Raw genomic sequence first — 24820 nt, forward strand, 5'->3', positions numbered from 1 at the left:
CAGGACTGGTGCCAGCGGGCGGGGAGCGTCCGCCGAGGCGGGGGATCGCGTCCGCCCACCCTAGACTCGGACGGTGACCCTGAGGCTCCACGACACCGCTGCACGCGAGACCCGCGACTTCGCCCCGCTCGTCCCGGGCCGGGCGGGGATCTACGTCTGTGGTCTCACCGTGCAGTCCGAGCCCCACGTGGGGCACGTGCGCTCGGCGGTCAACTTCGACGTGCTGCGCCGGTGGCTGGCCGCGAGCGGCTACGAGGTCGACTTCATCCGCAACGTCACCGACATCGACGACAAGATCCTCGCCAAGTCGGCGGAGCAGGGCGTGCACTGGTATGCCCTCGCGGCCGCGATGAAGCGCGAGCTCGACAAGGCCCTGGCAGCGATCAACGTGCTCCCGCCGACCTACGAGCCCGGCGCGACCGGCCACGTCCCGGAGATCGTCGAGCTCATCGAGCAGCTCGTCGCCCGGGGCCACGCCTACGCCGCCGAGGACGGCAGCGGCGACGTCTACTTCGACGTGCGCAGCTGGGCGGCCTACGGCGAGCTGACGCGGCAGAAGGTCGAGGACATGGAGCCCGCCGGCGACGCCGACCCGCGCGGCAAGCGCGACCCGCGCGACTTCGCGCTGTGGAAGGGACACAAGAAGGAGAGCGAGCCCGCGACCGCCGCGTGGCCGTCCCCGTGGGGTCCCGGTCGCCCCGGCTGGCACATCGAGTGCTCGGCGATGGCCGGCAAGTACCTCGGCCCCGCCTTCGACATCCACGGCGGCGGCGTCGACCTCCGCTTCCCCCACCACGAGAACGAGCAGGCCCAGTCGCGCGCGGCCGGCCGGCCGTTCGCGTCGTACTGGCTGCACAACGCCTGGATCACCACGGCGGGCGAGAAGATGAGCAAGTCGCTCGGCAACTCGATGCTCATCCCGTCGGTGCTCGAGCGCGTGCGCGGCATCGAGCTGCGCTACTACATCGTCGCCGCGCACTACCGCTCGCACGTCGAGTTCAGCTTCGAGGCGCTCGACGAGGCCGCCAAGGGCTTCCGCCGCATCGAGGACTTCCTGGAGCGCGCCGGTGGGGTGCTGGGCGGTGCGGTGCCGGCAGACGGCATCTGGTGCGCCGACTTCGTCGCCGCCATGGACGACGACCTCGGCACGCCCGCCGCAGTGGCGGCCATCCACGACGTCGTGCGCGAGGGCAACAAGCTGCTCGCCGAGGGCGGCGACGAGCGGGCCCTGAGGGGAAACGCCGCATCGGTGCGCGCGATGCTCGATGTGCTCGGGCTCGACCCGGCCGACGAGGCCTGGGCCGCGGCTGCGTCCGACGACCGGCTGACCGACGTCGTGGACGTGCTCGTGAGGGGCCTGCTCGCCGAGCGTGCGGCCGCCCGCGAGGCGAAGGACTGGGCGCGCGCGGACGCCATCCGAGACCAGATCAAGAGCGCCGGGTTGGAGGTCGAGGACACCTCGACCGGCCCCCGGTGGACCATCATCCAGGGAAGCGTGTGACCCGTCATGGCAGGTAATTCCAAGCGCAAGGGCGCCATCAAGAAGACCGGCAAGGGCAACCCCACGGCCGGCTCCGGGGGGCGCGTGCGACGCGGCCTCGAGGGCCGGGGGCCGACCCCCAAGGCCAAGGACCGCCCCTACCACCAGGCGCACAAGGCGGCGAAGCGCGCCGAGAAGGCCAAGGACACGCGGCCGAAGCGGCGTACGTCGTCCGACGCCGAGTGGGCGGCGGGTCGCAACTCGGTCGTCGAGCTGCTCCAGGCCGGCGTGCCGGTCTCGGCGATCTACGTCGCCGAGGGCGCCGAGCGCGACGGCCGGATGCGCGAGGCCTTCAAGCTCGCCGCCGACCGCGGCCTGACCCTGCTCGAGGTCACCCGCAACGAGATGGACCGGATGACCAGCGGCGCGGTGCACCAGGGCCTCGCCGTCCGGCTGCCGAGCTATGACTACGCCCACGCCGACGACCTCCTCGAGCGCGCCGCCGAGCTCAAGGAGCCCGCGCTCGTCATCGCCCTCGACCAGGTGACCGACCCGCGCAACCTCGGAGCGGTGATCCGCTCGGCTGCCGGCTTCGGCGCCCACGGGGTGCTCATCCCCGAGCGGCGTGCCGCCGGGATGACTGCGTCGGCGTGGAAGACCAGCGCCGGCGCCGCGGCCCGGATCCCGGTCGCGCAGACGGTCAACCTGACCCGCCAGCTCAAGGCCTACCAGGAGGCGGGCTGCATGGTCGTCGGCCTCGCCGCCGACGGTGACCTCTCGCTTCCCGAGCTCGTCGCCCCCGGCGGCCTCGCCGAGGGCCCGCTCGTGGTGGTCGTCGGCTCCGAGGGCAAGGGCCTCGGGCGCCTGGTCGCCGAGACGTGCGACGCGATCGTGTCGATCCCGATGGCCGGGCAGCTCGAGTCGCTCAACGCAGGCGTGGCCGCCTCGGTGGCCCTCTACTCGATCTCGCAGGCCCGCCTGGCATGAGACGGCTGCTGGTCGGCCTCGCGCTGGTGTGCCTGAGCACCGCGCTGGGGCTGGCCGTCGCCGTCTCGCTCTTCCTCACCAGCAGCCGGACGGTCGTGCTGGTCGGCCACGACACCGTCGTACGCCCCACGCTGGCGCGCGACGCGATCGTGCAGACCGGTCCCCTCCTGCCCGACCTGCGCTTCCGTGACGTCGGTCCGGTCGGGGTCACGCTGGCCCTCGGCAAGACCGAGGTGGGCTCCATCGAGGAGCTCGTCCAGCGCTACGCCCTCATCGCGGGCGACCCGAGCGCTTCCATCGACAAGGTGCAGTCGGTCGTGCTGGACATGGCGGTCGCCGCCGCGATCCGCGGGGCCGCCGTCGGCCTGCTCCCGGTCGTCGTGTTCCTCATGCTCGGCCGGCACCGCCGTGGCGAGCTGTTCCGCGGGCTGCGCACCCGCCAGGGCGCGGTCGCCGGCGTGCTCCTCGTGGCCCTGCCGGTGCTGTTGTGGCAACCGTGGGAGACCCCGGAGGAGACCCTGGAGGGGCAGGGCACCTGGCAGACGTTGGCCGCGTTCGCCGGGCCCGACGTCGAGCTGCCCGCCGAGGTGCGCGACATCGAGGTGCGCACCGGACCCGTCACCACGCAGTCCAAGCGACTGGTGCTCAGCGCGATCGACACCTACGACAAGAGCAAGGCTTTCTACTCCACCGCCGCCGAGCAGGCCGCCGACCTCGACATCCGGGAGCCCGAGGAGGGCGAGACGGTGGCCCTGCTGGTCAGCGACCGCCACGACAACATCGGCATGGACCGCGTGGCCCGCGCGATCGGCGAGCGGGCCGGTGCGAGCGTCCTGCTCGACGCGGGCGACGACACCTCGACCGGCTCACCGTGGGAGGCGTTCAGCCTGGACTCGGTCACCGGGGCCTTCGAGGGCTGGGAGCGCTTCGGTGTCGCCGGCAACCACGACCACGGCAGCTTCGTCAGCAGCTACCTCGGCGAGCAGGGCTGGACGATGCTCGCCGGCGAGGTCGTCGACGCCCCCTGGGACGGCTCGCTGCTCGGGGTCGACGACCCGCGCAGCAGCGGCCTGGGCAGCTGGCGCGACGAGTCGGGCCTGAGCTTCACCGAGGTGGGTGAGCGCCTCGCCGACGCGGCGTGCGCCGCGGCCGAGGACGGCGAGCGGGTCAGCACGGTGCTCGTCCACGACGCCAACCTCGGCCGCGAGGCGCTCGACCGCGGGTGCGTCGACCTGGTCCTCGGGGGCCACACCCACGTGCAGGCCGGGCCCGAGGCCGTCACGGGCGAGGGCGGTGGCGCCGGCTACACCTGGACCAACGGCACCACCGGCGGGGCGGCGTACGCCTTCGCGCTGGGCAGCAAGCCGCGGCGCGACGCCGACGTGAGCCTGGTGACCTACGCCGACGGGCGCCCGGTCGGGCTGCAGTGGGTGCGGCTGCGCACCGACGGCTCGTGGCGTGTCGGCGACTGGAGCCCGATCGAGCCGGGCTGAGGTCCCCCCGCGCCAGGGTGCCGACCCCGGCACCGTGTGCGGCTCACTCCTCGACGGTGATCGCCTCGTCCGGCTTGCGGGTGAGGAAGCGGTCGATGTAGTCGCGGGCGGTCTCGTGGATGTCGACCTCGGCGCCCGCCCGCTCCGAGAGGTACCAACGGTGCTCGAGGATCTCGTGGAAGATCTCTGCCGGCTCCAGCTTGCGCGTGGCGTCGGGCGGGATCATCGCCATGATCGGCTCGAAGATCTCGTGCACCCACTTGCTCGCCACCAGGTGCCGGTCCTCTCGGCCGAGGTCGTGGTGGGCGGTGAACGACGCGATGTCGTTGAGCATCCGTCGCGCCTGGTTGTCCTCCACCGTCATGCCCGTCAGCGACTGGATCTCGCGGGTGTGGTGGCCGAGGTCGACGACCTTGGGCTGGATGCGGATGGTGTCGCCGCCGAGGTCGGTGACGATGTCGAGCTCGTCGACGTCGAAGCCGAGGTCGTTGAGCCGCTCGACGCGACGCTCGATGCGCCACATCTCGTCGGCGCCGAACTCCTCGAGCCCGGTGAGCTCGCCCCACAGGGCCTCGTAGCGGGTGCGGAGGTGCTCGATGATGCCGAATCCGTCGATGGGCTGCTGCACCGCACCGCTGGCGCTCAGGTCCATCAGCTCGGCGAAGATGTTCTCGCAGCCCACCGTGATGTCGTAGTCGCGCATGCGGTCGCTGACCTCGTCGTGCAGCTCGCCGGTCTCGGCGTCGACGAGGTAGGCGGCGAACTCGCCGGCATTGCGCCGGAACAGCACGTTGGACAGCGACACGTCGCCCCAGTAGAAGCCGGCCAAGTGCAGGCGCACCAGCAGCACGACGATCGCGTCGATCAGGGTGGGCACGTGCTCCGCGGTCATGCCCCGGCTGAAGAGGCTGCGGTAGGGCAGGGAGAATTGGAGGTGCTTGGTGACCAGCGCCGCCGGCAGCTCCTCGCCGTCGGCGTCCTCGCGACCGGTGACGACCCCTTGCGGCACGACGGCCGGCAGCCCGATCCGCTGCAGGTCGCGCAGCATCCGGTACTCCCGGAACGCGATGTCGTCCTGGGTCTCCTTGACGGCGTAGACGTTGGCGCCGAGCCGCACGATCCGCACGACGTGGCGCGACAGTCCGCGCGGCAACGGCACGACGAAGTCGTCGGGCCACTCCTCGAGGGGGGTGTCCCACGGCAGGCCGAGGATGGCCGGGTCCGGCCGGCTGGCGACGATCCGCATGGCCATGAGCGGACCCTACTCCGCGGCGACCTGCCACACGTCGCAGCGCGGACCGTCGGAGGCCGGCACTTGGACCCCGTCGGGCGCGGGGGCCAGGTCGCCGCCACCGGGCTCGGAGCCGAAGAGGTGGCGCGAAGCCGCGACCCCGACCGAGAACGCCTCGCCCGCGGCTCGCCGGGCCACCACCAGCACGGTGCCCTCCGGGTGTTCGCGGAGGTAGGCGATGGTGTCGTCGTCGACGTGGGCCCACCGCAGGCCGCCGCGCCGCAGCGCCGGGTGGGTGCGTCGCAGCCGCGCCAGGTCGGCGTACGTCGCGAGGGTGCGGGTGTCCCACTCCTCGCGCCGGTGCCACGGCATCGGGCGCCGCGCGTCCTCGCCGTTGACGCCCTCGAGGCCGATCTCGTCGCCGGCGAAGACCATCGGCACGCCCGGCATCGTGAACTGGAGGCCGGCGGCCACGCGGTGCACGGCGGCGTCCCCGCCCACGACCGTGCGGATCCGGGCGGAGTCGTGGGAGCCGAGGATGTTCCAGCTCGCCGCGGTGGCCCGCCAGCCGAGGGTGCCCTGCCACGCGCGGAAGGTGTCCACGACCGCTCGTCCGTCGCGTCGCGGCACCGCCACGGGCCGGCCGAACGGGCGCGCCGGCGAGGAGGTCTCGCGCAGCCAGGACCAGACCGGCCAGGAGAAGCCGGAGTAGTTCATGGTGCCGTGCCAGCCGTCGCCGTCCACGTCGCCGGTCGCGTCGTGGTTGTGCTCGCCGATCACCCACGGGTCCTCACGCAGCGCCGCCGCGGTCCTGCGCACCGCCCGGGCGACCTCGTGGGCGACGTCGATGTCGGCGAGCCGGCCCGTCATGTTGGCCACGTCGATGCGCCAGCCGTCCACGTCGTAGGGCGGCTGCAGCCAGCGACCGACCACCGAGTCGGGGCCCTCCACCATGGCGTGGCGCACGTCGTGGTTGGCGTGGTTGATCTTCGGCAGCGTGCCGTGGCCCATCCAGCAGGCATAGGTGCCGTCGTCGTCGAAGTAGTAGAACGCGCGGTGCGGGTCGTCCGGGTCGTCGACCGCGGACAGGAACCACTCGTGGGTGTCGCCGGTGTGGTTGGTGGTGAGGTCGCCGAGGATGCGCCAGCCCCGCGCGTGGACCGCGGCGCTCAGCCGGGCGTACGCCGCGCTGCCGCCAAGCAGCGGGTCGACCTCGGTGAAGGTCGTCGCGTTGTAGCGGTGGTTGCTCTCACCGGGGAAGACGGGCGTGGTGTAGATGATGTCGGCGCCGACGTCGGCGACGTGGTCGAGGTGCTCGGTGATGCCGTCGAGGTCGCCGCCGAAGAGCTGCATGGGTGTGCGGGGGTCGCTGCCCTCGAACACCACCTCGTCGTCCCACTCGGCCGGCAGAGCCCAGTCGGGCACCTCGCGGGCGTCGGCGGCGGCTGAGCGGGCGAAGCGGTCGGGGAAGACCTGGTAGACGACGCCGTCGCGACCCCAGCCAGGTGCCTCGGGGTACGCCGCGAGGCGGAAGTCGGCGGCGTCGGGGGCGTCGTGCCCGACGAGCCCGGCACCGGTGAGCCAGACCTGCTCGCCCTCGGGCGCGCCGTCTGCGGCGGTGCGGACGAGGAGGAAGCGGTAGTGGGTGACGGGGTTGTGCACCGGTAGCCGGGCCGTCCACCACACCACGTCGCCCTCGGTGGTCGAGGTCGTCGGGTGGAAGACCGGCTCGGCGTCGTACGTCGTGCGCAGCCAGACCTCGGCCACCGCGTCGTGCGCGCTCGTCCGCGCCCGCACCGTGACGGTGTCACCCAACATCGGCGCCTCGTCGGAGACGTAGAGCGGGGAGCCGTCGTGGTGGGGGAGGTCGAGGAGGCTCACGGGGGTCATCCTGTCAGCCGGGGCGCCTGACTAGGATTGCCGCCGCGTCCCCGGACGCACGCCGCGTTAGCTCAGGGGTAGAGCACCAATCTTGTAAATTGGGTTGCGAGAGTTCGAATCTCTCACGCGGCTCCGCTGTCGGTGGCTACGCCTAGCGTCGTCGCATGAGCTGCCTCGGGTGCGGCGCCACTCTCACCAAGCGTCATCAGAAGCTCTTCTGCAGCAATCGGTGCCAGCGCGCGGCGGAGCGAGAACGCAACGTCGCTCTCTGGCTCGAGACCGGAGTCGCCAGGCCCGGAAGCGGCGTCGGCCACTACGTCCGTCTGCACCTCCTCGAGGACCAGGGCCACGCCTGCGCCCTGTGCGCGTGCCCGGTGCTGTGGAACGGCATGGAGCTCCGGCTCGTCCTCGACCACGTCGACGGGGATGCGACCAACAACCGCCGTGAGAACCTCCGGCTCGTGTGTCCCAACTGCGACTCGCAGCTGCCCACCTTCAAGGCCCGCAACCGGGGCAAGGGGCGAGCCTGGCGCCGCCAGCGCTACGCCGACGGCAAGTCCTACTAGCGAACCTGCGTGACCTCGAACTCGCACGCCGGTGCGGCGATGGCGTCCTGGGCAGCGATCAGCCGCAGCTCGCGCTCACCCGAGTCGAGCGTCTCCTTGAGCACCGCGAAGACCGACGAGGCGGTGCGGGCGAGCGCGTCGGCGGGGGAGCCGGTGCCGGCCAGGTGCGCGGTGAAGAGCGCGGCGGTGATGTCGCCCGAGCCGTTGGCCTTCATCGGCAGGCGCGGGGTGGCCACCAGCCACGCGCCGTCCTCGGTCACGGCGAGCATCTCGATGGTGTCCTCGGCAGCACCCTCGCGGTCCACCGAGGTGACCAGGACGGTGGACGGGCCGAGGTCGCGCACCTCGTCGACCGCGGCCAGCACGTCGTCGAGGGAGGACGGGCCGCTCAGCGCGTCGCGGTCGGTGATGAAGCCGAGCTCGAACTGGTTGGGCGTCAGCACGTCGGCGATGGGGATGACGGTGGAGCGGTACTTCGGCGGGATCGCGGGGTTGACGAAGCAGCCCGACGTCGCGTTGCCCATGACCGGGTCGCAGGTGTACGTCGCGGCCGGGTTGGCCGCCTTCACCTGGGCCACCGCGTCGGCGATGACGTCGGCGATCTCCGGAGAGCCCTGGTAGCCCGAGAGGATCGCGTCGCACGTCTCGAACGCCCCGCGCTCGCCGATGCCGGTGATCACCGCGGCGACGTCGTCGGCGGCGATGAGCGGGCCGCGCCAGGCGCCGTACCCGGTGTGGTTGGAGAAGTTCACCGTGAGCACCGGCCACACCTCGTGGCCGAGGCGCTGGAGCGGGAAGACGGCTGCGGAGTTGCCGACGTGGCCGTAGGCGACGTGGGACTGGATCGAGAGGACGCGCACGATCTCGAGACTAGCCGCGGAGGCTCAGGCGACCTGCAACGACCGCTTCGACAGCCCCATCCAGTAGCCGTCGATCACCTGGATGCCCGGGGCGTCCGCAGCGGTCGCGGCGCCCAGCGTCACGAACAGCGGCGTGTAGTGCTCGACGGTCGGGTGGGCGTACGGCATCCCGGGGGCCTTGGCCTTGTAGTCGGAGAGCAGGTCGACGTCGCCGCGGGTGAGCGCGTCGGCGGCCCACAGGTCGAAGTCCTTGCTCCAGCCCGGCGCGGCCGCGTCGATGCTCCAGTCCTCGAGGAACGGCAGGCCGTGGGTCAGGAAGCCCGAGCCGATGATGAGCACGCCCTCCTCGCGCAGCGGGCGCAGGCGCTCGCCGAGCTTCATCAGCCGGTGCGGGTCGTCGGTCGGGAGCGACATCTGCAGCACCGGGATGTCGGCCTCCGGGAACATGATCTTCAGCGGCACCCACGCGCCGTGGTCGAGCCCGCGCGACACGTGCTGGTGGACCGGCTCGCCCGACGGCATCATCGCGGCGACCCGCTCGGCGAGCGCCGTCGCGTCGGGGGTCTCGTAGGTCATCTGGTAGTACTTCGGCGCGAAACCGCCGAAGTCGTAGACCAGCGGCGCACCGCTGGCGGTCAGGCTGACCGGGGCCGACTCCCAGTGCGCGGAGACGATGAGGATCGCCTTCGGCCGCGGCAGGTCCTTCGCCCACGCGGACAGCTGCCCGGACCACACCGGGTCGTCGAGGAGCGGCGGGGCGCCGTGTCCGATGTACAGGGCGGGCATGGGAGCAGTCATGACATCCTCAATAGTACAGACTTCAACTATATTCCGGAAGGGTCCAGTCGACCGGCTCCGCGCCCTGCTGCTCGAGCAGCCGGTTGACCGCGCTGAAGGGGCGGGACCCGAAGAACCCGCGGTGCGCGCTGAGCGGCGACGGGTGCACCGACCCCACCCACGGGACCGGGCCGAGCAGGGGCGCCACCCGCTGGGCCGGGTTGCCCCAGAGGATGGCCGCGCACGGGCCACCGCGCTCGCCCAGCGCGGTGATCGCGCGCTCCGTGACCGCCTCCCAGCCCTTGCGCTGGTGGGAGTTGGAGTCCCCGGGCCGCACGGTCAGGACGCGGTTGAGCAGCATGACCCCCTGGTCGGCCCAGGCGGAGAGGTCGCCGTGGGACGGCGGCTCGATGCCGAGGTCGTCGCGCAGCTCGGCGTAGATGTTGCGCAGGCTGGGAGGCAGCGGCTGCACGTGCCGCTCGACCGCGAAGCTCAGCCCGATCGGGTGCTTGGGGTTGGGGTAGGGGTCCTGTCCCACGACCAGCACCCGTACGTCGGCGAGCGGGCGCCGGAACGCCCGGAACACCAGGTCGCCGGCGGGCTGGTACCCCCGCCCGGCCGCCACCTCGTCGCGCAGGAAGCGGCCCATGGCCGCGACCTGCTCGTCCACGGGGGCGAGGGCCTCGGCCCAGTCGGGGGCCATGAGCCCCTTCTCGACCAGCCCGGCGAGGGCGCTCACCCGCGCTGCCCCAGGGCGCGTGAGCTCGCGGAGCCGTAGCGCCGCGAAGGGTTGGACCCGATGGTGGCAGCCGATGCCTTCTTGGCCGGGACCTTCTTGGCCGGGACCTTCTTCGCCGGAGCCTTCTTGGCAGTGGCCTTCTTCGCAGCCGCCTTCCTGGCCGGGGCCTTCTTCGCAGAGGTCTTCCTCGCGGGAGCCGGCACCTGACCCGACCACTGCGCGACCCACTCGTCGAGCACCTGCCAGGTGGTGCCGCGCGCGGCGCGTCCGGTGAGCATGCCGAGGTGGCCGCCGGGCACGACCTCGAAGCGCACCTCGCGCGACCCGGTCAGCAGCGGCACCACGGCGCGTACGGCAGGCAGCGGCGCGATGCCGTCGGTGTTGCCTCCGAAGACGAGTGTCGGGACCGAGATCGCCCCCAGGTCGATCGTCCGGTCACCCACCTCCATCGTGCCGCCGGCGAGGGAGTTGCCCTTGACGAAGCGGTGGTAGAGCTGGCCGAAGGTGCGGCCGGGGTAGGCGATCATGTTGGCCCGGAAGCGGTCGACCGCCTCGAGCTGCGCGAGGTAGTCGGTGTCGTCGAGGTGGGTCAGCACCGCGAGCGGCTTGGTGACGATCTTCTGCGCGGACGCGGCGGTGAAGGCCCAGTTGACCAACGGCTGGGGGATGCCCCCGAGCGCGCGGTAGGCCCGCGTGATCGCTCCCCGTCCCTGGGTCAGGTTGAGCAGCGGACGGACGGGTGCGACGAGCGGGACCTTGGTCACGTCGACGGGGGAGCCCACGACGGTCAGCGACGCGATGGGCAGGTCCTGGCGGTCCGCGGCGACGAGGAGGCCGAAGATGCCGCCCAGGCTCCACCCGACGAGGTGCACGCCCCGCCCGCCCGAGTGCTCGTGCACGGTGCGGATCGCCTCGGGCAGCACCTCGTCGACCCAGTGCTCCACGCCGAGGGCGCGGTTCTTGAACGACACCTGCCCGTACTCCACGAGGTAGGTCGGTCGGCCCTGCGAGACGAGGTGCTCGACCAGCGAGCAGCCGCGGCGCAGGTCGAAGCAGAGCGCCGGGGCGGCGAGGGGGGTGACCAGCAGGACGGGGTCGCCGGTCTCGGGCACGTCCTTGGCGGGCCGGTAGTGGTAGACCTCGCGCAGCTCGCCGTCGTCGATCAGGGTGCGCGGCATGGGGCGCAGGTCGGCGAGGCCGCCGTAGAGGACGGTGTGCGCGACGTTTCCGGCCGCCGCGACCACCTGGTCGGGCGTGGGGATCAGGTCCATGGGAGGAAATCTACGGCCCGGGTGCATCCAGACCCGTGCGTCGCGCCGAGAAGCAGTCGACGGGCGCGATACGGCGCCCCCGACGGAAGGACCCCCCATGAAGCGACGCGTCTCCGCAGTCCTCGCCGCCTCGGCCCTCGCGCTCACCGCAGTGCAGGCCACGGCCCCCGCCGCCAACGCCAAGGCGATCGGGGAGGACAGCCTCGCCGCCCTGCTGACCTCCGACGGCAACAAGTTCGACAACGACAAGTCCGACTTCGACATCGTGACCGAGGCCGCCCTCGCGGTCGTCGCCGCGAAGCCGGACTCGCCCGTCGCCCTGCTGGCCGACGGCACGCAGCGCCTCACCGTCTTCGCCCCGACCGACCAGGCCTTCCGCCTGCTCGTCAAGGACCTGACCGGCCAGACCATCAAGAGCGAGAAGAAGATCTTCACCTCGCTGGTCGACCTGGCCGGCGTGGACACCATCGAGCAGGTCCTGCTCTACCACGTGGTGCCGGGCAAGACCCTCACGAGCAACAAGGTCCTCAAGGCCGACGGCGCCAGGCTCACCACCGCCCAGGGCGGCAAGGTCAAGGTCGACATCCGGAAGAAGCCCTCGCTGCGCATCACCCTCAAGGACCGCGACAAGAACGACCGCGACCCGCGCGTCGTGCTGACCGCGCTCGACCTCAACAAGGGCAACAAGCAGGTCGCGCACGGCATCGACCGCGTCCTGCGCCCGATGGACCTCTGAGGGGTCCCGGCGAGCTGCTGAGCACGAGACAGCCGTGACGCGCAGGCCGGGCGGGGAGGACCGATGACAGTCGTGCGCCTCCCCGCCCGGCCGCGCCCCCGCTACGGTGGAGCAGTGGTGGGAGGAACAGCGGTCCTGGAGGAGGCCCCCGAGGACTCGGTGGAGGCCCTCGCGGTGCGCTTCCGGGCCGGTCACGAGGAGGCCCTCGGCGAGGTCTACGACCGCTGGTCGGCGCTCGTGCACACCTACGCCCTGCGAGCCCTCGCCGACACGCACGACGCCGAGGACGTGACGCAGCAGGTCTTCGTCGCCGCGTGGCGCAGCCGCGAGACGATGACGCCGAGCCCCAGCACGTTCCCGGCCTGGCTCCTGGGCATCGCGCGCCACAAGATCGCCGACGCCCGCGCGGCCCGCGCCCGCGACGTACGCCGCATCGAGGCCGTGGTGGCGGCGACCCCATCCGACGAGGGGGTCGGCGCCGAAGACGTCATGGAGCCCGACCGGATCGTCGTCCGCCAGGCAGTCGACGAGATGGCGGAGCCCCGCCGCACCATTATGCTCCTGGCCTTCTGGCAGGACCTCACCCACGCCGACATCGCCGCGTCCACCGGACTCCCGCTCGGGACGGTGAAGAGCCACCTCCGACGCGGTCTCACCCAGCTCCACCGCACGCTCGAGGAGGTGCGCCATGGCTCACGCTGACATCGACGACCTCGCAGCCCTCGTCCTCGAGCCCGGCGACGTCCCCGCAGACGTGCAGCAGCACGTCCACGCGTGCCCCACCTGTGCGCAGACGCTCGAGGCCCTCGCCGCCACCCGCCGCGCCGCCGGAGCGGACGCGCTGGTCGCGCCCCCGTCCGGCCTGCGGACCCGCGTCATGGCCGAGGCGCTCGGACGACCGGCGGGAGTGGTCGCCGACACGCCGGCGGCCATCGCTCCGGACGCCCCCGCCGGGACCGGAGAGCCCGTGCCGCTGGCGGGCCGTCGCCGCTCCGGCGTACCGCTCTGGCTGGCGTCGGTGGCCGCGGTGACCGCCCTGGTCGCCGGTCTGGGGTTCGGGCGCATGTCGGTCGGCACCCCCGAGGCCACACCCGTCGAGCCCGAGCCAACCGGCTCCGTGCTCGCGAGCACCGCCCTCACCGCCCTCGACAGCGACGCTCCGCGCGGCAATGCCGAGGCGGTGCGCCACGACGACATCGTCACGGTGTCGGTCGAGGCATCCTCGCTCGGCGACGAGCAGGGCTTCCACGAGGTCTGGCTGATCAACGTCGACGGCAAGCGGATGGTCGCGCTCGGCATCCTGGCGCGCGGCGACGACGGCACGTTCGACGTGCCGCGAGGGCTCATCGACGAGGGCTACCGCATCGTCGACATCTCGGTCGAGCCCGACGACGGCGACCCCACCCACTCGGGTGTGAGCCTGGCGCGGGGCCAGCTGGCCTGAGCGCCCGCGCGCGCCAGGTCCTCGACTTCTCCACCCGGGACGACTAGGAACGACCCATGAGGTGGAGGTACGCGATCCTGGGCGGCACCGCTGCGGCTGCCGCCGTGACGACCGCGCACGACCTGACGCAGTCCAAGCACGCCATCGTGCGCAACTTCCCGATCATCGGGCACGCGCGCTTCTTCCTCGAGCGGTTCGGTCCCGAGCTGCGCCAGTACATCGTGACCAGCAACGACGAGGAGCGCCCCTTCAGCCGCGACCAGCGCCGCTGGGTCTACGCCAGCTCCAAGCTGGAGAACAACTACTTCGGCTTCGGCACCGACAACGACGTCGAGCGCGTCGAGGGCTACCCGATCATCAAGCACCGCACGTTCACCGGCCCCGGGGCGGCGACCACGCCGCACGCGCAGGAGGAGATCGTCCTGCCCTGCGCCAAGGTCATGGGCGCGGCGCGCGGTCGTACGCACGCCTTCCGCCCGCAGTCGGTGGTCAACATCTCCGGGATGAGCTTCGGCTCGCTGTCGGGCAAGGCCGTGGAGGCGCTCAACAAGGGCGCGGCGCTGGCCGGCTGCCTGCAGAACACCGGTGAGGGCGCGCTGTCGCCCCACCACCGCCACGGCGGTGACGTCGTGTTCCAGATCGGCACGTCCTACTTCGGGTGCCGCGACGAGCACGGCCGCTTCGACCTGGACCGGTTGGTCGACCTCGTGCATTCCGCCCCGGTCCGCGCGATCGAGGTCAAGCTCAGCCAGGGCGCCAAGCCCGGCCTCGGCGGGATGCTGCCGGGGGAGAAGGTCAGCCGCGAGATCGCCGAGATCCGCGGCATCCCGGAGGGCAAGGACTGCGCATCCCCCAGCCGCCACGCGGTCTTCGACGACGTCGACTCGATGCTCGACTTCGTCGAGCGCGTCGCGGACGCGACCGGGCTGCCGGTGGGCATCAAGTCGGCCGTGGGCAACCTGACGATGTGGGACGAGCTCGTCGAGGCGATGGCGCAGGGCGACCGGGGGGTCGACTTCGTCAACATCGACGGCGGTGAGGGTGGCACCGGTGCTGCGCCGATGATCTTCGCCGACTCGGTCGCCTACCCGTTCCGCATCGGCTTCGCCGAGGTCTACCGCCGGTTCGCCGCGGCCGGCCTCAGCGACGACGTGGTCTTCATCGGCGCGGGCAAGCTCGGCATCCCGGAGAACGCGGTCGTCGCCTTCGCCCTCGGTGCCGACATGGTCAACGCCGGGCGCGAGGCGATGATGGCCATCGGCTGCATCCAGGCGCAGAAGTGCCACACCGACCACTGCCCCGTGGGGGTGGCGACGCAGAACCCCCGCTACACCCGCGGCCTCGACGTCACCCTCAAGAGCGAGCGAGCGGCCAACTACGTACGCTCGCTGCGGCGCGACCTGCTCAAGGTGTCCGAGGCCGTCGGCGTGGTGCACCCCGGCCTGATCGGGCCCGGCGACATCGACATCCTCGACGGCACCCGGGCCGCGACGGGTCTCGGCGAGACCTACGGCTACGACCCGTCGTGGCCCCGGCTGGGACCCCACCTGGCCGAGCAGATCGAGGCGATCATGGTCGCCCAGGACGCCACCCACCGCGGCGCCCAGGAGACCCCGGCCTGAGAGCGCGTCAGCGCGCGTGCGAGCGGCGCACGCTCTTGTCGTGGTGGTCGGGCAGCGCGTCCAGCGCGCTGAGGAAGTCGGCGGCCCACTTCGAGACGTCGTTGGCCACGACCGTCCTGCGCATGGCGCGCATGCGTCGCGACTTCTCCTTGTCGTCGGCGGCGAAGGCCTCGAGCAGCGAGGCCTTCATCCCGTCGATGTCGTAGGGGTTGACCAGCCACGCCTGGCGCAGCTCCTGCGCGGCGCCGGCGAACTCCGAGAGCACCAGCGCGCCACCGTTGTCGAAGCGGCAGGCGACGTACTCCTTGGCGACGAGGTTCATGCCGTCGCGGAAGGGCGTGACCACCATGACGTCGGCGGCACGGTAGAGCGCCGCCATCTCCTCGCGCGGCTGCGAGGAGTGCATGTAGGAGATGGCCGGTCGCCCGATCCGGCCGTGGTCGCCGTTGATCCGGCCCACGAGCCTCTCGATCTCGTCGCGCAGGATGCGGTACTGCTCGACCCGCTCGCGCGAGGGGGTCGCGACCTGCACGAACACGGCGTCCTCGACGTCGAGCTTGCCGTCGCGCACCAGCTCGCCGAAGGCGCGCAGGCGGGAGTAGATGCCCTTGGTGTAGTCGAGGCGGTCGACTCCCAGGAAGATCTTGCGCGGGTTGCCGAGGGCCTCGCGGATCTCCGCGGCCCGCCTGGCCACGCCCTCGGACCGTGCCAGCTCCTCGAAGCCGGCGGTGTCGATCGAGATCGGGAAGGCGGTCGCCTTCACCGGCCGGCCGTCGGGGAGGTAGATGGTGTCGCGGTGGGTCTTGTGCCCGACGCGGCTGCGGACGAGCCGTACGAAGTTGGCCGCCGCCCCCGGCAGCTGGAAGCCGATGAGGTCGGCTCCCAGCAGGCCCTCGAGCAGCTGCCGGCGCCACGGGAGCTGCGAGAAGAGCTCGGCGGGCGGGAAGGGGATGTGGAGGTAGAAGCCGATGCGCAGGTCGGGCCGCTGCTCGCGCAGCATCTGCGGCACGAGCTGGAGCTGGTAGTCCTGCACCCACACGGTGGCGCCCTCCGAGGCGACCTCGGCGGCCTTGTCCGCGAAGCGGCGGTTGACCCTGACGTAGGACTCCCACCACTCGCGGTGGAACTCCGGCTTGGCGATCACGTCGTGGTAGAGCGGCCAGAGGGTGCCGTTGGAGAAGCCCTCGTAGAACTCCTCGACCTCCTGGGAGCTCATCGAGACCGGCACCAGCGACAGGCCGTCCTCCACGAAGGGCTCGAAGTCCTCGTCGTCGGCCGAGCCCGGCCACCCGATCCAGGCGCCGTCGTTGGCCCGGAGCACCGGCTCGAGGGCCGTGACGAGGCCGCCGGGGGAGGTGCGCCACGACTCGGAGCCGTCGGGGTGGCGCACGCGGTCCACCGGCAGGCGGTTGGCCACGATCACGAGGTCTGCCTTCGGCGATGGGCTCACCCGGCAACCCTAACGACGACGGACGACCTGCAGGTCACCCCACGGTGTCCCCGGGACGACGAGGGCGGTGGTCGCACCGTCGTGGTTTGTCCAGACGACTCGCCGGGAGCGAATGACATCGTTGTCGTTCGTCGCCTAGACTCATGCCCAGTCCGCCCGGCACGGGTGGGCGTGGGGTCGAGGAGGAGATGGCATGGACGCCGCCAAGCACGTCGCAGCCGAGCAGGAGTCTGCGGCCGCACTGAGCCAGCGCGACCGCGACATCCTCGAGTTCGAGCGCCACTGGTGGAAGTACGCCGGCGCCAAGGAGCAGGCGGTCCGCGAGAAGTTCGACATGTCCTCCACCCGCTACTACCAGGTCCTCAACGCCCTCATCGACCGTCCCGAGGCGCTCGAGGCCGACCCCCTCCTCGTACGCCGCCTCCGCCGGCTGCGTGCCTCCCGCCAGCGCCAGCGCTCCGCGCGACGCCTCGGCTTCGAGATCTGACCAACCACTCACGATCGGCTTCCTTCCCCATGGCCATCTTCCCCGGCTCCACCGGCTTCCCCAGCACTGGCCGCACCCACTCCCGACGTCGGCGTGACGAGCGCGGCGTGGCCTTCCCGTCCCCCCTCGTGATGCTCTCGGTCCTCGCGGTCGCGATGGCCTCGATCACCTTCGTCGCCACCCGCGACCAGGCGCCGACCGAGCGCCGCGTCGAGACCGCCACCATCGCCAGCGCCGACCAGACGCCGAGTCCCGAGCCCACCGCGACGCCGACGCCGACCAAGGAGCCGAAGCCCGAGCCCCGCGTCAAGCGGGGCGAGGTCTACGTCGAGGTCTACAACAACTCCGGCATCAAGGGCCTCGCGGCCAGCACCGCCGCGAAGGCGACCGGGGTCGGCTGGGCGGTCGTCGGCGAGGACAACTGGCAGGGCCTGATCCCGACCAGCACGGTCTACTTCCCGCCCCGGCTCAAGGCCGCCGGCAAGCAGCTGGCCCTCGACCTCGGCATCCGGCGCACCGCGCCGGCCGTGGGTGTGATGAAGCGCGACCGACTGACGGTGATCCTCACCGCCGACGCGCCCCAGTGACCTCCTGGCAGATCGCCCACCGGATCGCCTGACGCGGGACGGTTGGCCGCGCGCCGACGCCGCGTGGTTGGCTTGAGCCATGGAGTTCACCTCCGACGAAGCGCGCGCCCACTACGACGCCGTACGCGACGTCCTCGCCGGCACGGTGGTCGGGCTCGACTTCGACGGCACCCTGTCGCCGGTCGTCGACGACCCCGAGGCCGCCCGCCTGCACCCGGGTGCGCCGGGCGCGCTGCTGGAGCTGGCCGAGGCGGTCCGCGCGGTCGCGGTCATCACCGGCCGGCCCGCGCGGCAGGCGATCGCGATGGGCGACCTCGACGCCCTCGGCGACGCGATGCTCGACCGCGGTGCGGAGCTCTTCGTCTTCGGCCAGTACGGCAACGAGCGGTGGTCGGCCACCGAGCAGCGGATCCGCTCACCGCGCCCGCCGGCGGGCCTGGCGAGCTTCGAGCGCGAGCTGCCCGCGGTGCTGCGCCGCGCCGACGCCGCCGACGCCTTCATCGAGCAGAAGGGCCTCGCGGTCGCCGTGCACACGCGCCGGATGGCCGACCCGGCCGGGGCCTTCGAGCGTCTGGCGGTGCCCATCGCCGAGCTCGCCGAGCGCCACCACCTCGCGGTGGAGCCCGGGCGCAACGTCATCGAGATCCGGTCCAGCGAGATGCACAAGGGCCACGCCGTGCGCACGTTCGTGGCCGAGCAGGAGGCCACCGGGGTGATCTTTGGCGGCGACGACCTCGGCGACGTCGAGGCCTTCGAGGCCGTCCGTGACCTGCGCGCCCACGGCCTGCCGGGCCTCGTGGTCTGCTCCGCCTCCACCGAGCAGCCCGACCTGGTCGAGTTGGCCGACCTCGTCGTCGACGGTCCGTCCGGGGTCGTCGAGCTGCTCGGCGACGTGCTCCTCCGGCCCTGACCGCAGGGCGGACGCCGCCCATCCACATGGTGGACTCGATGTGCACATCGTGAGACGCCCTGCCTACTCTGGGACTTCGCTCATCACGAGGGACTGAGGGAACGGCCCGACGAAGTCCCGGCAACCACCCATGAGCCTCCTGCCCTCCGCGGCAGTCATGGGAGCAGGTGCCAAATCCGGCCCACGCGAGAGCCGCGCGGGACAGATGAGAAGGAGGACTTCATGAGCACCCTGCTGGACGAGACCACGAGCACGACGCCGGGCACCACCAAGGGCACGGGACCGCGCGACGGCGCCTTCGGCAACGCCCGCGCCCTGGCGTGCCGCGAGTGCGGGCACGAGGTCGCCCTCGGGCCGTCGTACGCCTGTCCGGAGTGCTTCGGCCCCCTCGAGGTGGCCTACGACTTCCCGGCCGTGACCCGCGAGGAGATCGCCGCCGGCCCGGCCAACATCTGGCGCTACAAGGCCCTGCTGCCGGTCCCCACCGACATCGAGCAGAGCCCCAACATGGAGCCGGGCTTCACCCGCCTGTTGAAGGCCCACAACCTCGGCCGCGAGCTCGGCATCGACAACCTCTGGGTGAAGGACGACTCCACCAACCCGACCAACTCCTTCAAGGACCGCGTCGTCGCCTGCGCGCTCAGCGCCGCCCGCGAGCTCGACGCCAAGGTCTTCGCCTGCCCCTCGACGGGCAACCTGGCCAACGCCGTCGCCGCGGCGGGGGCCCGGGCCGGGATCCCGACGGTGGTGTTCATCCCCAGCAACCTCGAGACGCCGAAGAAGGTCAACTCGGCCGTCTTCACCGAGAAGCTGGTCGCGGTCGAGGGCAACTACGACGACGTCAACAAGCTCGCCTCGGAGATCGCCGGCGAGGAGGAGGGCTGGGCGTTCGTCAACGTCAACGTGCGCCCCTTCTACGCCGAGGGCTCCAAGACCCTGGGCTACGAGATCGCCGAGCAGCTCGGCTGGCGCCTGCCCGACCAGATCGTCATCCCGGTGGCGTCCGGCTCGCAGCTGACCAAGGTCGACAAGGCGTTCCAGGAGCTGATCAAGCTCGGGCTCGTCGAGGACAAGCCCTACAAGGTGTTCGGTGCCCAGGCGACCGGCTGCTCGCCGGTGTCGGTGGCCTACAAGGCCGAGACCGACGCCATCCGCCCGGTGAAGCCCGACACGATCGCCAAGAGCCTGGCCATCGGCAACCCGGCCGACGGGATCTACGTCCTCGACGTCTGCCGGCGCACCGGCGGTGCGGTGGAGGACATCAGCGACGACGAGGTCCGCGACGCCATCGTGCTGCTCGCCCGCACCGAGGGGATCTTCACCGAGACCGCGGGCGGCACCACGGTCGGCGTGCTCAAGAAGCTCGTCGAGACCGGCCAGCTCGACACCTCACTCGAGACCGTGGTGATCAACACCGGCCACGGCCTGAAGACCCTCGACGCGGTGTCCGACCGCGTCGGCCCCGCCGCCACCATCGCCCCGTCCTACGACGCCTTCGTGGCCGCTCAGGTCCTCTGAGCGCGCACACGCCACCTGAGCTAAGGAAGTCCTGATGACCGTCTCCGTCCGGATCCCCACCATCCTGCGCACCTACACCGGCGGCGAGTCCGAGGTGAGCGCCCAGGGCGACACGCTGGCCGCGGTGCTCGACGACCTCGACAACAGCTATGCCGGGATCAAAGGGCGCATCCTCGACGAGTCGGGCACGCTGCGTCGCTTCGTCAACGTCTACGTCGGCAACGACGACGTGCGCTTCCTCGACGAGCTCGCCACCCCCACGCCGGACGGCGTGCAGATCTCGGTGATCCCGGCGGTCGCGGGCGGCTGAGCGCCGCTCAGGGGGCTCGTACGTCGATCACGGCGGCGTTGCCGCGACCGTCGATCCGCACCTCGGCGACGGCGCCGTCTCGCAGGAGGGCCTCGGTCTCGCGGGCGGTGTCCTGCGGCTGGAAGAGGCTCTCGATGCCGCACCGGATCTGCCACGACCGGTCGTCGCAGGCCAGGTAAGTGCCGCCGTCGGGGCGGTCGCGCACCCAGGTGTCCGCGACCCAGACGCCGTCCTGCTCGACGAGCGTGATGTAGACGTCGCCGTGGGTGTCGTCGTCCATCGACCCCAGGCCGGGCGGCCGGGTGAAGCCCCCGGCGTGGTTCAGGTCGGGGTAGTCGAGTGCGACGTAGGCGCCCCGGAACGGGTCGATGGGGTCGAGCGGCGCGACCCGCATCAGGTAGGTGTCGCCGGTGAGCCGGGCGGACAGCTGGGGGGCGACGGCCACGCCGGCCAGCGCGAGCTGGGTGACGGCGACGGCCGCGGTGACGAGGACGCGCTTCATCGGAGGCCTCCTGGGTTCGAGGTGGGGGTCAAGGTGGCGGGGCCGCCGGGCTGGTCGGTGTCGAGCGCGTGGGCGAGGCCGCGGCGGGCCCGGTCGACGAGGAAGCCGGTGCCGAGGAAGACGGTGCCGAGCACCACGAAGAGCCAGGCGCCGGTGACGATGGGCGCGAAGACCGCGAAGCTCTGGAAGGTCGTGAAGACCACCAGGCCGACCATCGCCATCGCGGTGAGGGGCGGGTGGTCGCGCACGGTGCCGAGGGCGACCAGGCCGACCGCGAGCGCGACGTAGGCCACGACCGAGACGGCTGCGTGCAGCCAGTCGGCGGTGTCGATGTCGGAGGTGTCGGTGCCGGTGGTCCAGAGCCCGATCAGGACCGCGACGGCGAGCACCGCGATCGCACCGAGGGGCTCGAGGACGCGCGCCCCGGGGCGGGTCAGGACCGCGGCCAGTGCCGCGACACCGGCCAGGACGAGCGCGGTCACCAGCCACGGCGACCACGCGACGCCCTCGGAGCCGACGTCGGGGATCGCGGCGACGAACATCGCCACCAGGGCCATGCCGCCCGCGACCGTGCGCCAGGTCCAGGCGAAGGCGTCGATGCGGCCGTCGTGGAGGACCGCCAGGCCCGCGGCGAGGACGGCGCCGGCGCCGAGGAGCACCACGACCGTGAGGCCGGTGGGGCCGTCCCACAGGGGCTGCACGAACCACCACGCCACGCCGGTGCCGATGCCCACCAGGAAGGGCATCGTGGCCCGGACGACGTAGCCGTGCAGCAGCGTGCCGGCGGCCCACAGCCCGAGGAGGCGGGGCTCGAAGGCCGGCACCTGCAGCGACTGGGCGGCCTGGAAGATCACGGCGCCTGCCCCGAGGGCGGCGAGGAGTCGTACGGCGCCGACGAGCGGCGGCGACGCGTGGCGGGCGGCCAGTGCCTCACCGCCGACGAGGGCGGCGAGCCACAGCGCGACGACCGCCACGAAGCGGGTCACGGGGGAGAGCTCGTCGAGGTTCGCTGCCACCAGCCAGATGACGCCGATGCCGAGGAAGGCGCCGCCCAGGGAGAGCAGGATGCGGCCGATGCTGAACCGGGTGTGGTCGCCGGGGCGGTAGCGCGAGGAGATCTGGTCGGCCTGGTCGGGGGTGATGAGGCCCTGCGACGTCCAGTCGGAGAGCTCGGAGCGCAGCCAGGCGAGCTGGCGCGGCGGGACGCCCCGGAGGGGGGCGGGCGCGGAGGTGTCCATGCCCCCAGCGTGGCGCAGGTCGGGGGTGTGCGGATGAGTACGTCGACCCAACCGTGGCGTGCCGTTGGGCCTCCCGACGTCCGTGGTTGCGCCCGCGTTGGGCCCGGCGTCGCGGCGGTGTGGTTGAAAGCAGGCGTGCCCACCCACCACCTCAGGAGTGCCGGAGCCGCGCTGGTCCTCGTCGGCGGCGTCGCCGGCGCGACGGCGTACGGCGCCCGGGAGCTGCTGCACCGCCAGGCCGCGCAGGCCCGTCATGCGATCGGCAAGCCCCTGGGGGAGCAGGCGCCCGCGGCCGACCGCCACTACCGCTCGAAGTACGGCGACCCGGTGGACCTGCTGGTCCTCGGGGACTCGATCGCCGCGGGACTCGGGGCGGAGCGGGCCAAGCACACGCTGGGCGGACGGCTCGCGAAGGCGATCGCCAAGCAGACCCGGAGGTCGGTGCGCCTGCGCACGGCGGCGATGGTGGGCGCCGAGAGCAGCATGCTCGCCGGACAGCTCGCCACCCTCCCCGCGGACTACCGGCCCGACGTCGCGGTCGTCGTGGTGGGCGGCAACGACGTCACGCACCGGGTGCCGGTGGCCGAGTCGGTGGCCCACCTCGGCGCCGCGGTGGACGAGCTGCGCGCCCGCAGGGCCGAGGTGGTCGTGGGCACCTGCCCCGACCTCGGTGCCCTGCGGCCCGTGCCGCAGCCGTTGCGCACCCTCGGCTCGCGCGCCTCCCGCCAGCTGGCCCAGGCGCAGCGCGACGCGGCCCTCGCGCGCGGGGCGTACGTCGTGTCCCTCTCGCACGTGGTGGGGCCGTTCTTCCACACCTTCCCCGACGAGATGTTCAGCCTCGACCGCTTCCACCCGAGCGCCCAGGGCTACAAGCGCACCGCGCAGGCGATGCTGCCGTCGGTGCTCGCCGCCCTAGGGGTGAGCGAGGTCCTGCCGTTCGGGCACCACGCGCCCGGCGCGGACCGTTCAGGCTAGGGTTCGCGGGTGCGCACCACTGCTCGACGAGCCGGCCAGGCGGTCAAGAAGGCGGCCCAGAAGGCCGGCCGGACGCAGGCCTCCCCCGAGCCCGCGGCGGTCACGCCGGCCGCGAAGGGCACCGAGGAGGCGCGGGCCGAGCGTCGTCGCCGGCTGCTGGCCAGCAACCTGACCGAGCTCGCGGTGGACTTCCGCACCGACAAGTGGGGCGTGCACAAGTACACCCCCCACTACGAGCGGCACCTCCAGCACCTGCGCGGTGAGTCGTTCACCCTCCTCGAGCTCGGCATCGGCGGCTACAAGAAGCGTCGGCGCAGCGGCGCGTCGATGAAGATGTGGCGCTGGTTCTTCCCCAGGGCGCGCATCGTCGGCCTCGACATCGAGGACAAGACCTGGCTGACCAAGGGCCACATCCACGCCTACCTCGGCGACCAGACCGACCCCGAGGTGCTCCACCGGATCATCGAGGAGCAGGGTGCGCCGCTGGTCGTCATCGACGACGGCAGCCACATCCCGGCCCACGTGCGCGAGTCGTTCCGCATCCTCTTCCCGCTGCTGCCCGACGGCGCGATCTACTGCATCGAGGACACCCAGACCTCCTACTGGCCCGCGTGGGGCGGACAGCTCGACCCGCGGGCCCCGGGCACGTCGATGGACCTCGTCAAGGACCTCGTCGACGGCCTCAACCACGAGGAGTTCCTCGTCGAGGGCTACGAGCCGACCTACACCGACCAGTGGGTCCGCGCGGTGCACTGCTACCACAACCTCGTGATCATCGAGAAGGGCGACAACCGCGAGGGCACCAACCGCGACCGCGTCGCCCACGAGCTCTACGGCGCCTCCGAGCTGCCCGGGGGATGACGGTCCTCCTCGCCACCAGTGGCGACCTCCCCGACGGGGAGCCGGGCGCCGCCGTGCTCGACGCCGCCCTCGCCCGCCGGGGGATCGACGCGGCTTGGGCGCGCTGGGACGACCCGTCGGTCGACTGGGCGGGCGCCGACCTGGTCGCGGTGCGCTCCACCTGGGACTACGTCACCCGGCACGCCGATTTCCTCGCCTGGACCGCCTCCCTCGACCAGTCGCGGCTGCTCAACGGCGCCGACGTCTTCGCCTGGAACCACGACAAGCGCTACCTCACCGAGCTCGGCGACCTGCCGGTCGTGCCGACCCTGCTCGCGGACGACCGCGCGGGCCTCGCCGAGGCCGTACGCCGCTGCGGCACCGCGGTCGTCAAGCCGCGGGTGGGCGCGGGCGGCGCAGGACTCATCGTCGTCACCGACCCCGACGACCCACGCCTCGGTCGGCCGGTGCGCAGCCTGCCGGGCTATCCCGAGGCGGGCGGCCCCTGGGTGGTCCAGCCGCTCGTGGAGTCGGTCCGCACCGAGGGCGAGTCCTCGGTCTACGTGCTCGACTCACGCCTGTCCCAGCGCTTCGACAAGCTGCCGGGCGAGGGCGACGTACGGGTCAACGAGGAGTTCGGGGGACAGGTGCGCGCCGTCGACACCGGCGACGCCGCCGACCTCGTCATGCGCGCACACGCAGCCCTCGGCGAGCGCTTCGGCCGCGCCATGGACTACCTCCGCGTCGACCTGCTCCGCTGGGAGGGGGAGTGGGTGGTCAGCGAGCTCGAGCTGATCGAGCCCGGCCTCTACCTCGACGTCTCGCCAGCCAACGCAGCCCCCTTCGCGGACCTGCTGGCCGAGCGCCTCGCGCGCCTCTGAGGGCGACCGGGACGTTTGCACTCTCGGGGGTCGAG

At 72.3% G+C, this 24820-nt stretch carries 25 protein-coding genes, 1 tRNA gene and 1 riboswitch; of the genes, 17 read left to right on the forward strand and 9 right to left on the reverse strand.

Annotated features, from left to right (window positions below):
* The first annotated feature begins 73 nt into the window (after positions 1-73).
* From cysS to ASG76_RS09555, 3 genes are read left to right on the forward strand one after another with little or no spacing between them, the layout of a single operon-like run.
* On the forward strand, positions 74-1501 hold the full coding sequence (gene cysS, locus ASG76_RS09545; RefSeq protein WP_056602206.1) for a cysteine--tRNA ligase: 1428 nt from the start codon (positions 74-76) through the stop codon (positions 1499-1501).
* A 6-nt stretch (positions 1502-1507) separates the two neighbouring features.
* Positions 1508-2467 (forward strand): 23S rRNA (guanosine(2251)-2'-O)-methyltransferase RlmB, encoded by a 960-nt coding sequence (gene rlmB / locus ASG76_RS09550; protein WP_056602207.1) that lies wholly within the window; start codon positions 1508-1510, stop codon positions 2465-2467.
* Positions 2464-3960, forward strand: coding sequence for a metallophosphoesterase (locus tag ASG76_RS09555; protein WP_056602208.1), 1497 nt, complete (start codon positions 2464-2466; stop codon positions 3958-3960). The genes rlmB and ASG76_RS09555 overlap by 4 nt, the downstream gene beginning before the upstream one ends.
* 43 nt (positions 3961-4003) lie before the next feature.
* Here ASG76_RS09555 and ASG76_RS09560 read toward each other — a convergent pair whose 3' ends face one another.
* Positions 4004-5212 carry a DUF4032 domain-containing protein gene (locus ASG76_RS09560; protein WP_056602209.1) on the reverse strand — a complete coding sequence of 403 codons (1209 nt, stop codon included), beginning with the start codon at positions 5210-5212 and terminating at the stop codon, positions 4004-4006.
* A gap of 9 nt (positions 5213-5221) precedes the next feature.
* Positions 5222-7072, reverse strand: a complete 1851-nt coding sequence (locus ASG76_RS09565) for a glycoside hydrolase family 13 protein (protein WP_056602210.1) — start codon at positions 7070-7072, stop codon at positions 5222-5224.
* A 60-nt stretch (positions 7073-7132) separates the two neighbouring features.
* On the opposite strand from ASG76_RS09565, the gene ASG76_RS09570 reads away from it, so the two are divergent.
* Positions 7133-7204: transfer RNA gene (locus tag ASG76_RS09570), tRNA-Thr, on the forward strand.
* A 32-nt stretch (positions 7205-7236) separates the two neighbouring features.
* Complete coding sequence (locus ASG76_RS09575; RefSeq protein WP_056602211.1) at positions 7237-7638, forward strand: HNH endonuclease; 402 nt, start codon at positions 7237-7239, stop codon at positions 7636-7638.
* Here ASG76_RS09575 and pdxY read toward each other — a convergent pair.
* The 4 genes from pdxY to ASG76_RS09595 are packed head-to-tail and all read right to left on the reverse strand — an operon-like array spanning position 7635 to position 11285.
* Positions 7635-8498, reverse strand: coding sequence for a pyridoxal kinase PdxY (gene pdxY / locus ASG76_RS09580; protein ID WP_056602212.1), 864 nt, complete (start codon positions 8496-8498; stop codon positions 7635-7637). The two genes, ASG76_RS09575 and pdxY, sit on opposite strands and share 4 nt — an antisense overlap.
* A gap of 24 nt (positions 8499-8522) precedes the next feature.
* Complete coding sequence (locus ASG76_RS09585; protein ID WP_056602213.1) at positions 8523-9296, reverse strand: dioxygenase; 774 nt, start codon at positions 9294-9296, stop codon at positions 8523-8525.
* A gap of 22 nt (positions 9297-9318) precedes the next feature.
* Complete coding sequence (locus ASG76_RS09590) at positions 9319-10014, reverse strand: uracil-DNA glycosylase (RefSeq protein WP_056602214.1); 696 nt, start codon at positions 10012-10014, stop codon at positions 9319-9321.
* Complete coding sequence (locus ASG76_RS09595; protein ID WP_056602215.1) at positions 10011-11285, reverse strand: alpha/beta fold hydrolase; 1275 nt, start codon at positions 11283-11285, stop codon at positions 10011-10013. The genes ASG76_RS09590 and ASG76_RS09595 overlap by 4 nt, the downstream gene beginning before the upstream one ends.
* Before the next feature lie 97 nt (positions 11286-11382).
* Between ASG76_RS09595 and ASG76_RS09600 the strand changes: the two genes are divergently transcribed.
* The 4 genes from ASG76_RS09600 to ASG76_RS09615 all read left to right on the forward strand — a co-directional run bounded on the left by ASG76_RS09600 (position 11383) and on the right by ASG76_RS09615 (position 15087).
* A complete protein-coding gene (locus ASG76_RS09600; RefSeq protein WP_056602216.1) occupies positions 11383-12021 on the forward strand; it encodes a fasciclin domain-containing protein in 639 nt (212 codons plus the stop codon).
* 114 nt (positions 12022-12135) lie between these two features.
* Positions 12136-12723 (forward strand): RNA polymerase sigma factor, encoded by a 588-nt coding sequence (locus tag ASG76_RS09605; RefSeq protein WP_200948113.1) that lies wholly within the window; start codon positions 12136-12138, stop codon positions 12721-12723.
* A complete protein-coding gene (locus ASG76_RS09610) occupies positions 12710-13465 on the forward strand; it encodes an anti-sigma factor (protein ID WP_056602218.1) in 756 nt (251 codons plus the stop codon). Before ASG76_RS09605 ends, ASG76_RS09610 begins: the two co-directional genes overlap by 14 nt.
* Positions 13466-13521: 56 nt before the next feature.
* A complete protein-coding gene (locus tag ASG76_RS09615; protein WP_056602219.1) occupies positions 13522-15087 on the forward strand; it encodes an FMN-binding glutamate synthase family protein in 1566 nt (521 codons plus the stop codon).
* A gap of 7 nt (positions 15088-15094) precedes the next feature.
* On the opposite strand, the gene ASG76_RS09620 is transcribed toward ASG76_RS09615, so the two are convergent.
* Positions 15095-16537 (reverse strand): alpha,alpha-trehalose-phosphate synthase (UDP-forming), encoded by a 1443-nt coding sequence (locus ASG76_RS09620; RefSeq protein ID WP_056602220.1) that lies wholly within the window; start codon positions 16535-16537, stop codon positions 15095-15097.
* Positions 16538-16730: 193 nt separating this feature from the next.
* Between ASG76_RS09620 and ASG76_RS09625 the strand changes: the two genes are divergently transcribed.
* The 5 genes from ASG76_RS09625 to ASG76_RS09645 all read left to right on the forward strand — a co-directional run bounded on the left by ASG76_RS09625 (position 16731) and on the right by ASG76_RS09645 (position 20349).
* Positions 16731-17024, forward strand: a complete 294-nt coding sequence (locus ASG76_RS09625) for a DUF3263 domain-containing protein (protein ID WP_056602221.1) — start codon at positions 16731-16733, stop codon at positions 17022-17024.
* Between the two features lie 29 nt (positions 17025-17053).
* A complete protein-coding gene (locus ASG76_RS09630; RefSeq protein ID WP_056602222.1) occupies positions 17054-17611 on the forward strand; it encodes a LytR C-terminal domain-containing protein in 558 nt (185 codons plus the stop codon).
* 79 nt (positions 17612-17690) lie between these two features.
* Positions 17691-18521, forward strand: coding sequence for a trehalose-phosphatase (otsB, locus tag ASG76_RS09635; RefSeq protein ID WP_056602223.1), 831 nt, complete (start codon positions 17691-17693; stop codon positions 18519-18521).
* A gap of 77 nt (positions 18522-18598) precedes the next feature.
* A riboswitch (SAM riboswitch) is annotated at positions 18599-18733 on the forward strand.
* A gap of 10 nt (positions 18734-18743) precedes the next feature.
* Positions 18744-20039 carry a threonine synthase gene (gene thrC / locus ASG76_RS09640; protein WP_056602224.1) on the forward strand — a complete coding sequence of 432 codons (1296 nt, stop codon included), beginning with the start codon at positions 18744-18746 and terminating at the stop codon, positions 20037-20039.
* Positions 20040-20073: 34 nt separating this feature from the next.
* Complete coding sequence (locus ASG76_RS09645; RefSeq protein WP_056602225.1) at positions 20074-20349, forward strand: MoaD/ThiS family protein; 276 nt, start codon at positions 20074-20076, stop codon at positions 20347-20349.
* Between the two features lie 7 nt (positions 20350-20356).
* Here the strand turns inward: ASG76_RS09645 and ASG76_RS09650 are convergent, their stop codons facing one another.
* On the reverse strand, positions 20357-20851 hold the full coding sequence (locus ASG76_RS09650; protein ID WP_056602226.1) for a GDYXXLXY domain-containing protein: 495 nt from the start codon (positions 20849-20851) through the stop codon (positions 20357-20359).
* Positions 20848-22089, reverse strand: coding sequence for a DUF2157 domain-containing protein (locus ASG76_RS09655; protein WP_056602227.1), 1242 nt, complete (start codon positions 22087-22089; stop codon positions 20848-20850). The genes ASG76_RS09650 and ASG76_RS09655 overlap by 4 nt, the downstream gene beginning before the upstream one ends.
* Positions 22090-22224: 135 nt before the next feature.
* Here ASG76_RS09655 and ASG76_RS09660 point away from each other — a divergent pair, with 135 nt between their 5' ends.
* From ASG76_RS09660 to ASG76_RS09670, 3 genes are read left to right on the forward strand one after another with little or no spacing between them, the layout of a single operon-like run.
* Positions 22225-23064: an SGNH/GDSL hydrolase family protein gene (locus ASG76_RS09660; protein ID WP_235529464.1), complete on the forward strand. Its 840-nt coding sequence runs from the start codon at positions 22225-22227 to the stop codon at positions 23062-23064.
* 9 nt (positions 23065-23073) lie between these two features.
* Positions 23074-23925 carry a hypothetical protein gene (locus ASG76_RS09665; RefSeq protein ID WP_056602228.1) on the forward strand — a complete coding sequence of 284 codons (852 nt, stop codon included), beginning with the start codon at positions 23074-23076 and terminating at the stop codon, positions 23923-23925.
* Positions 23922-24785, forward strand: coding sequence for an ATP-grasp domain-containing protein (locus ASG76_RS09670; protein ID WP_056602229.1), 864 nt, complete (start codon positions 23922-23924; stop codon positions 24783-24785). Before ASG76_RS09665 ends, ASG76_RS09670 begins: the two co-directional genes overlap by 4 nt.
* The last annotated feature ends 35 nt before the right edge of the window (positions 24786-24820 follow it).

This window comes from Nocardioides sp. Soil774, assembly GCF_001428125.1.
Lineage (GTDB): Bacteria > Actinomycetota > Actinomycetes > Propionibacteriales > Nocardioidaceae > Nocardioides.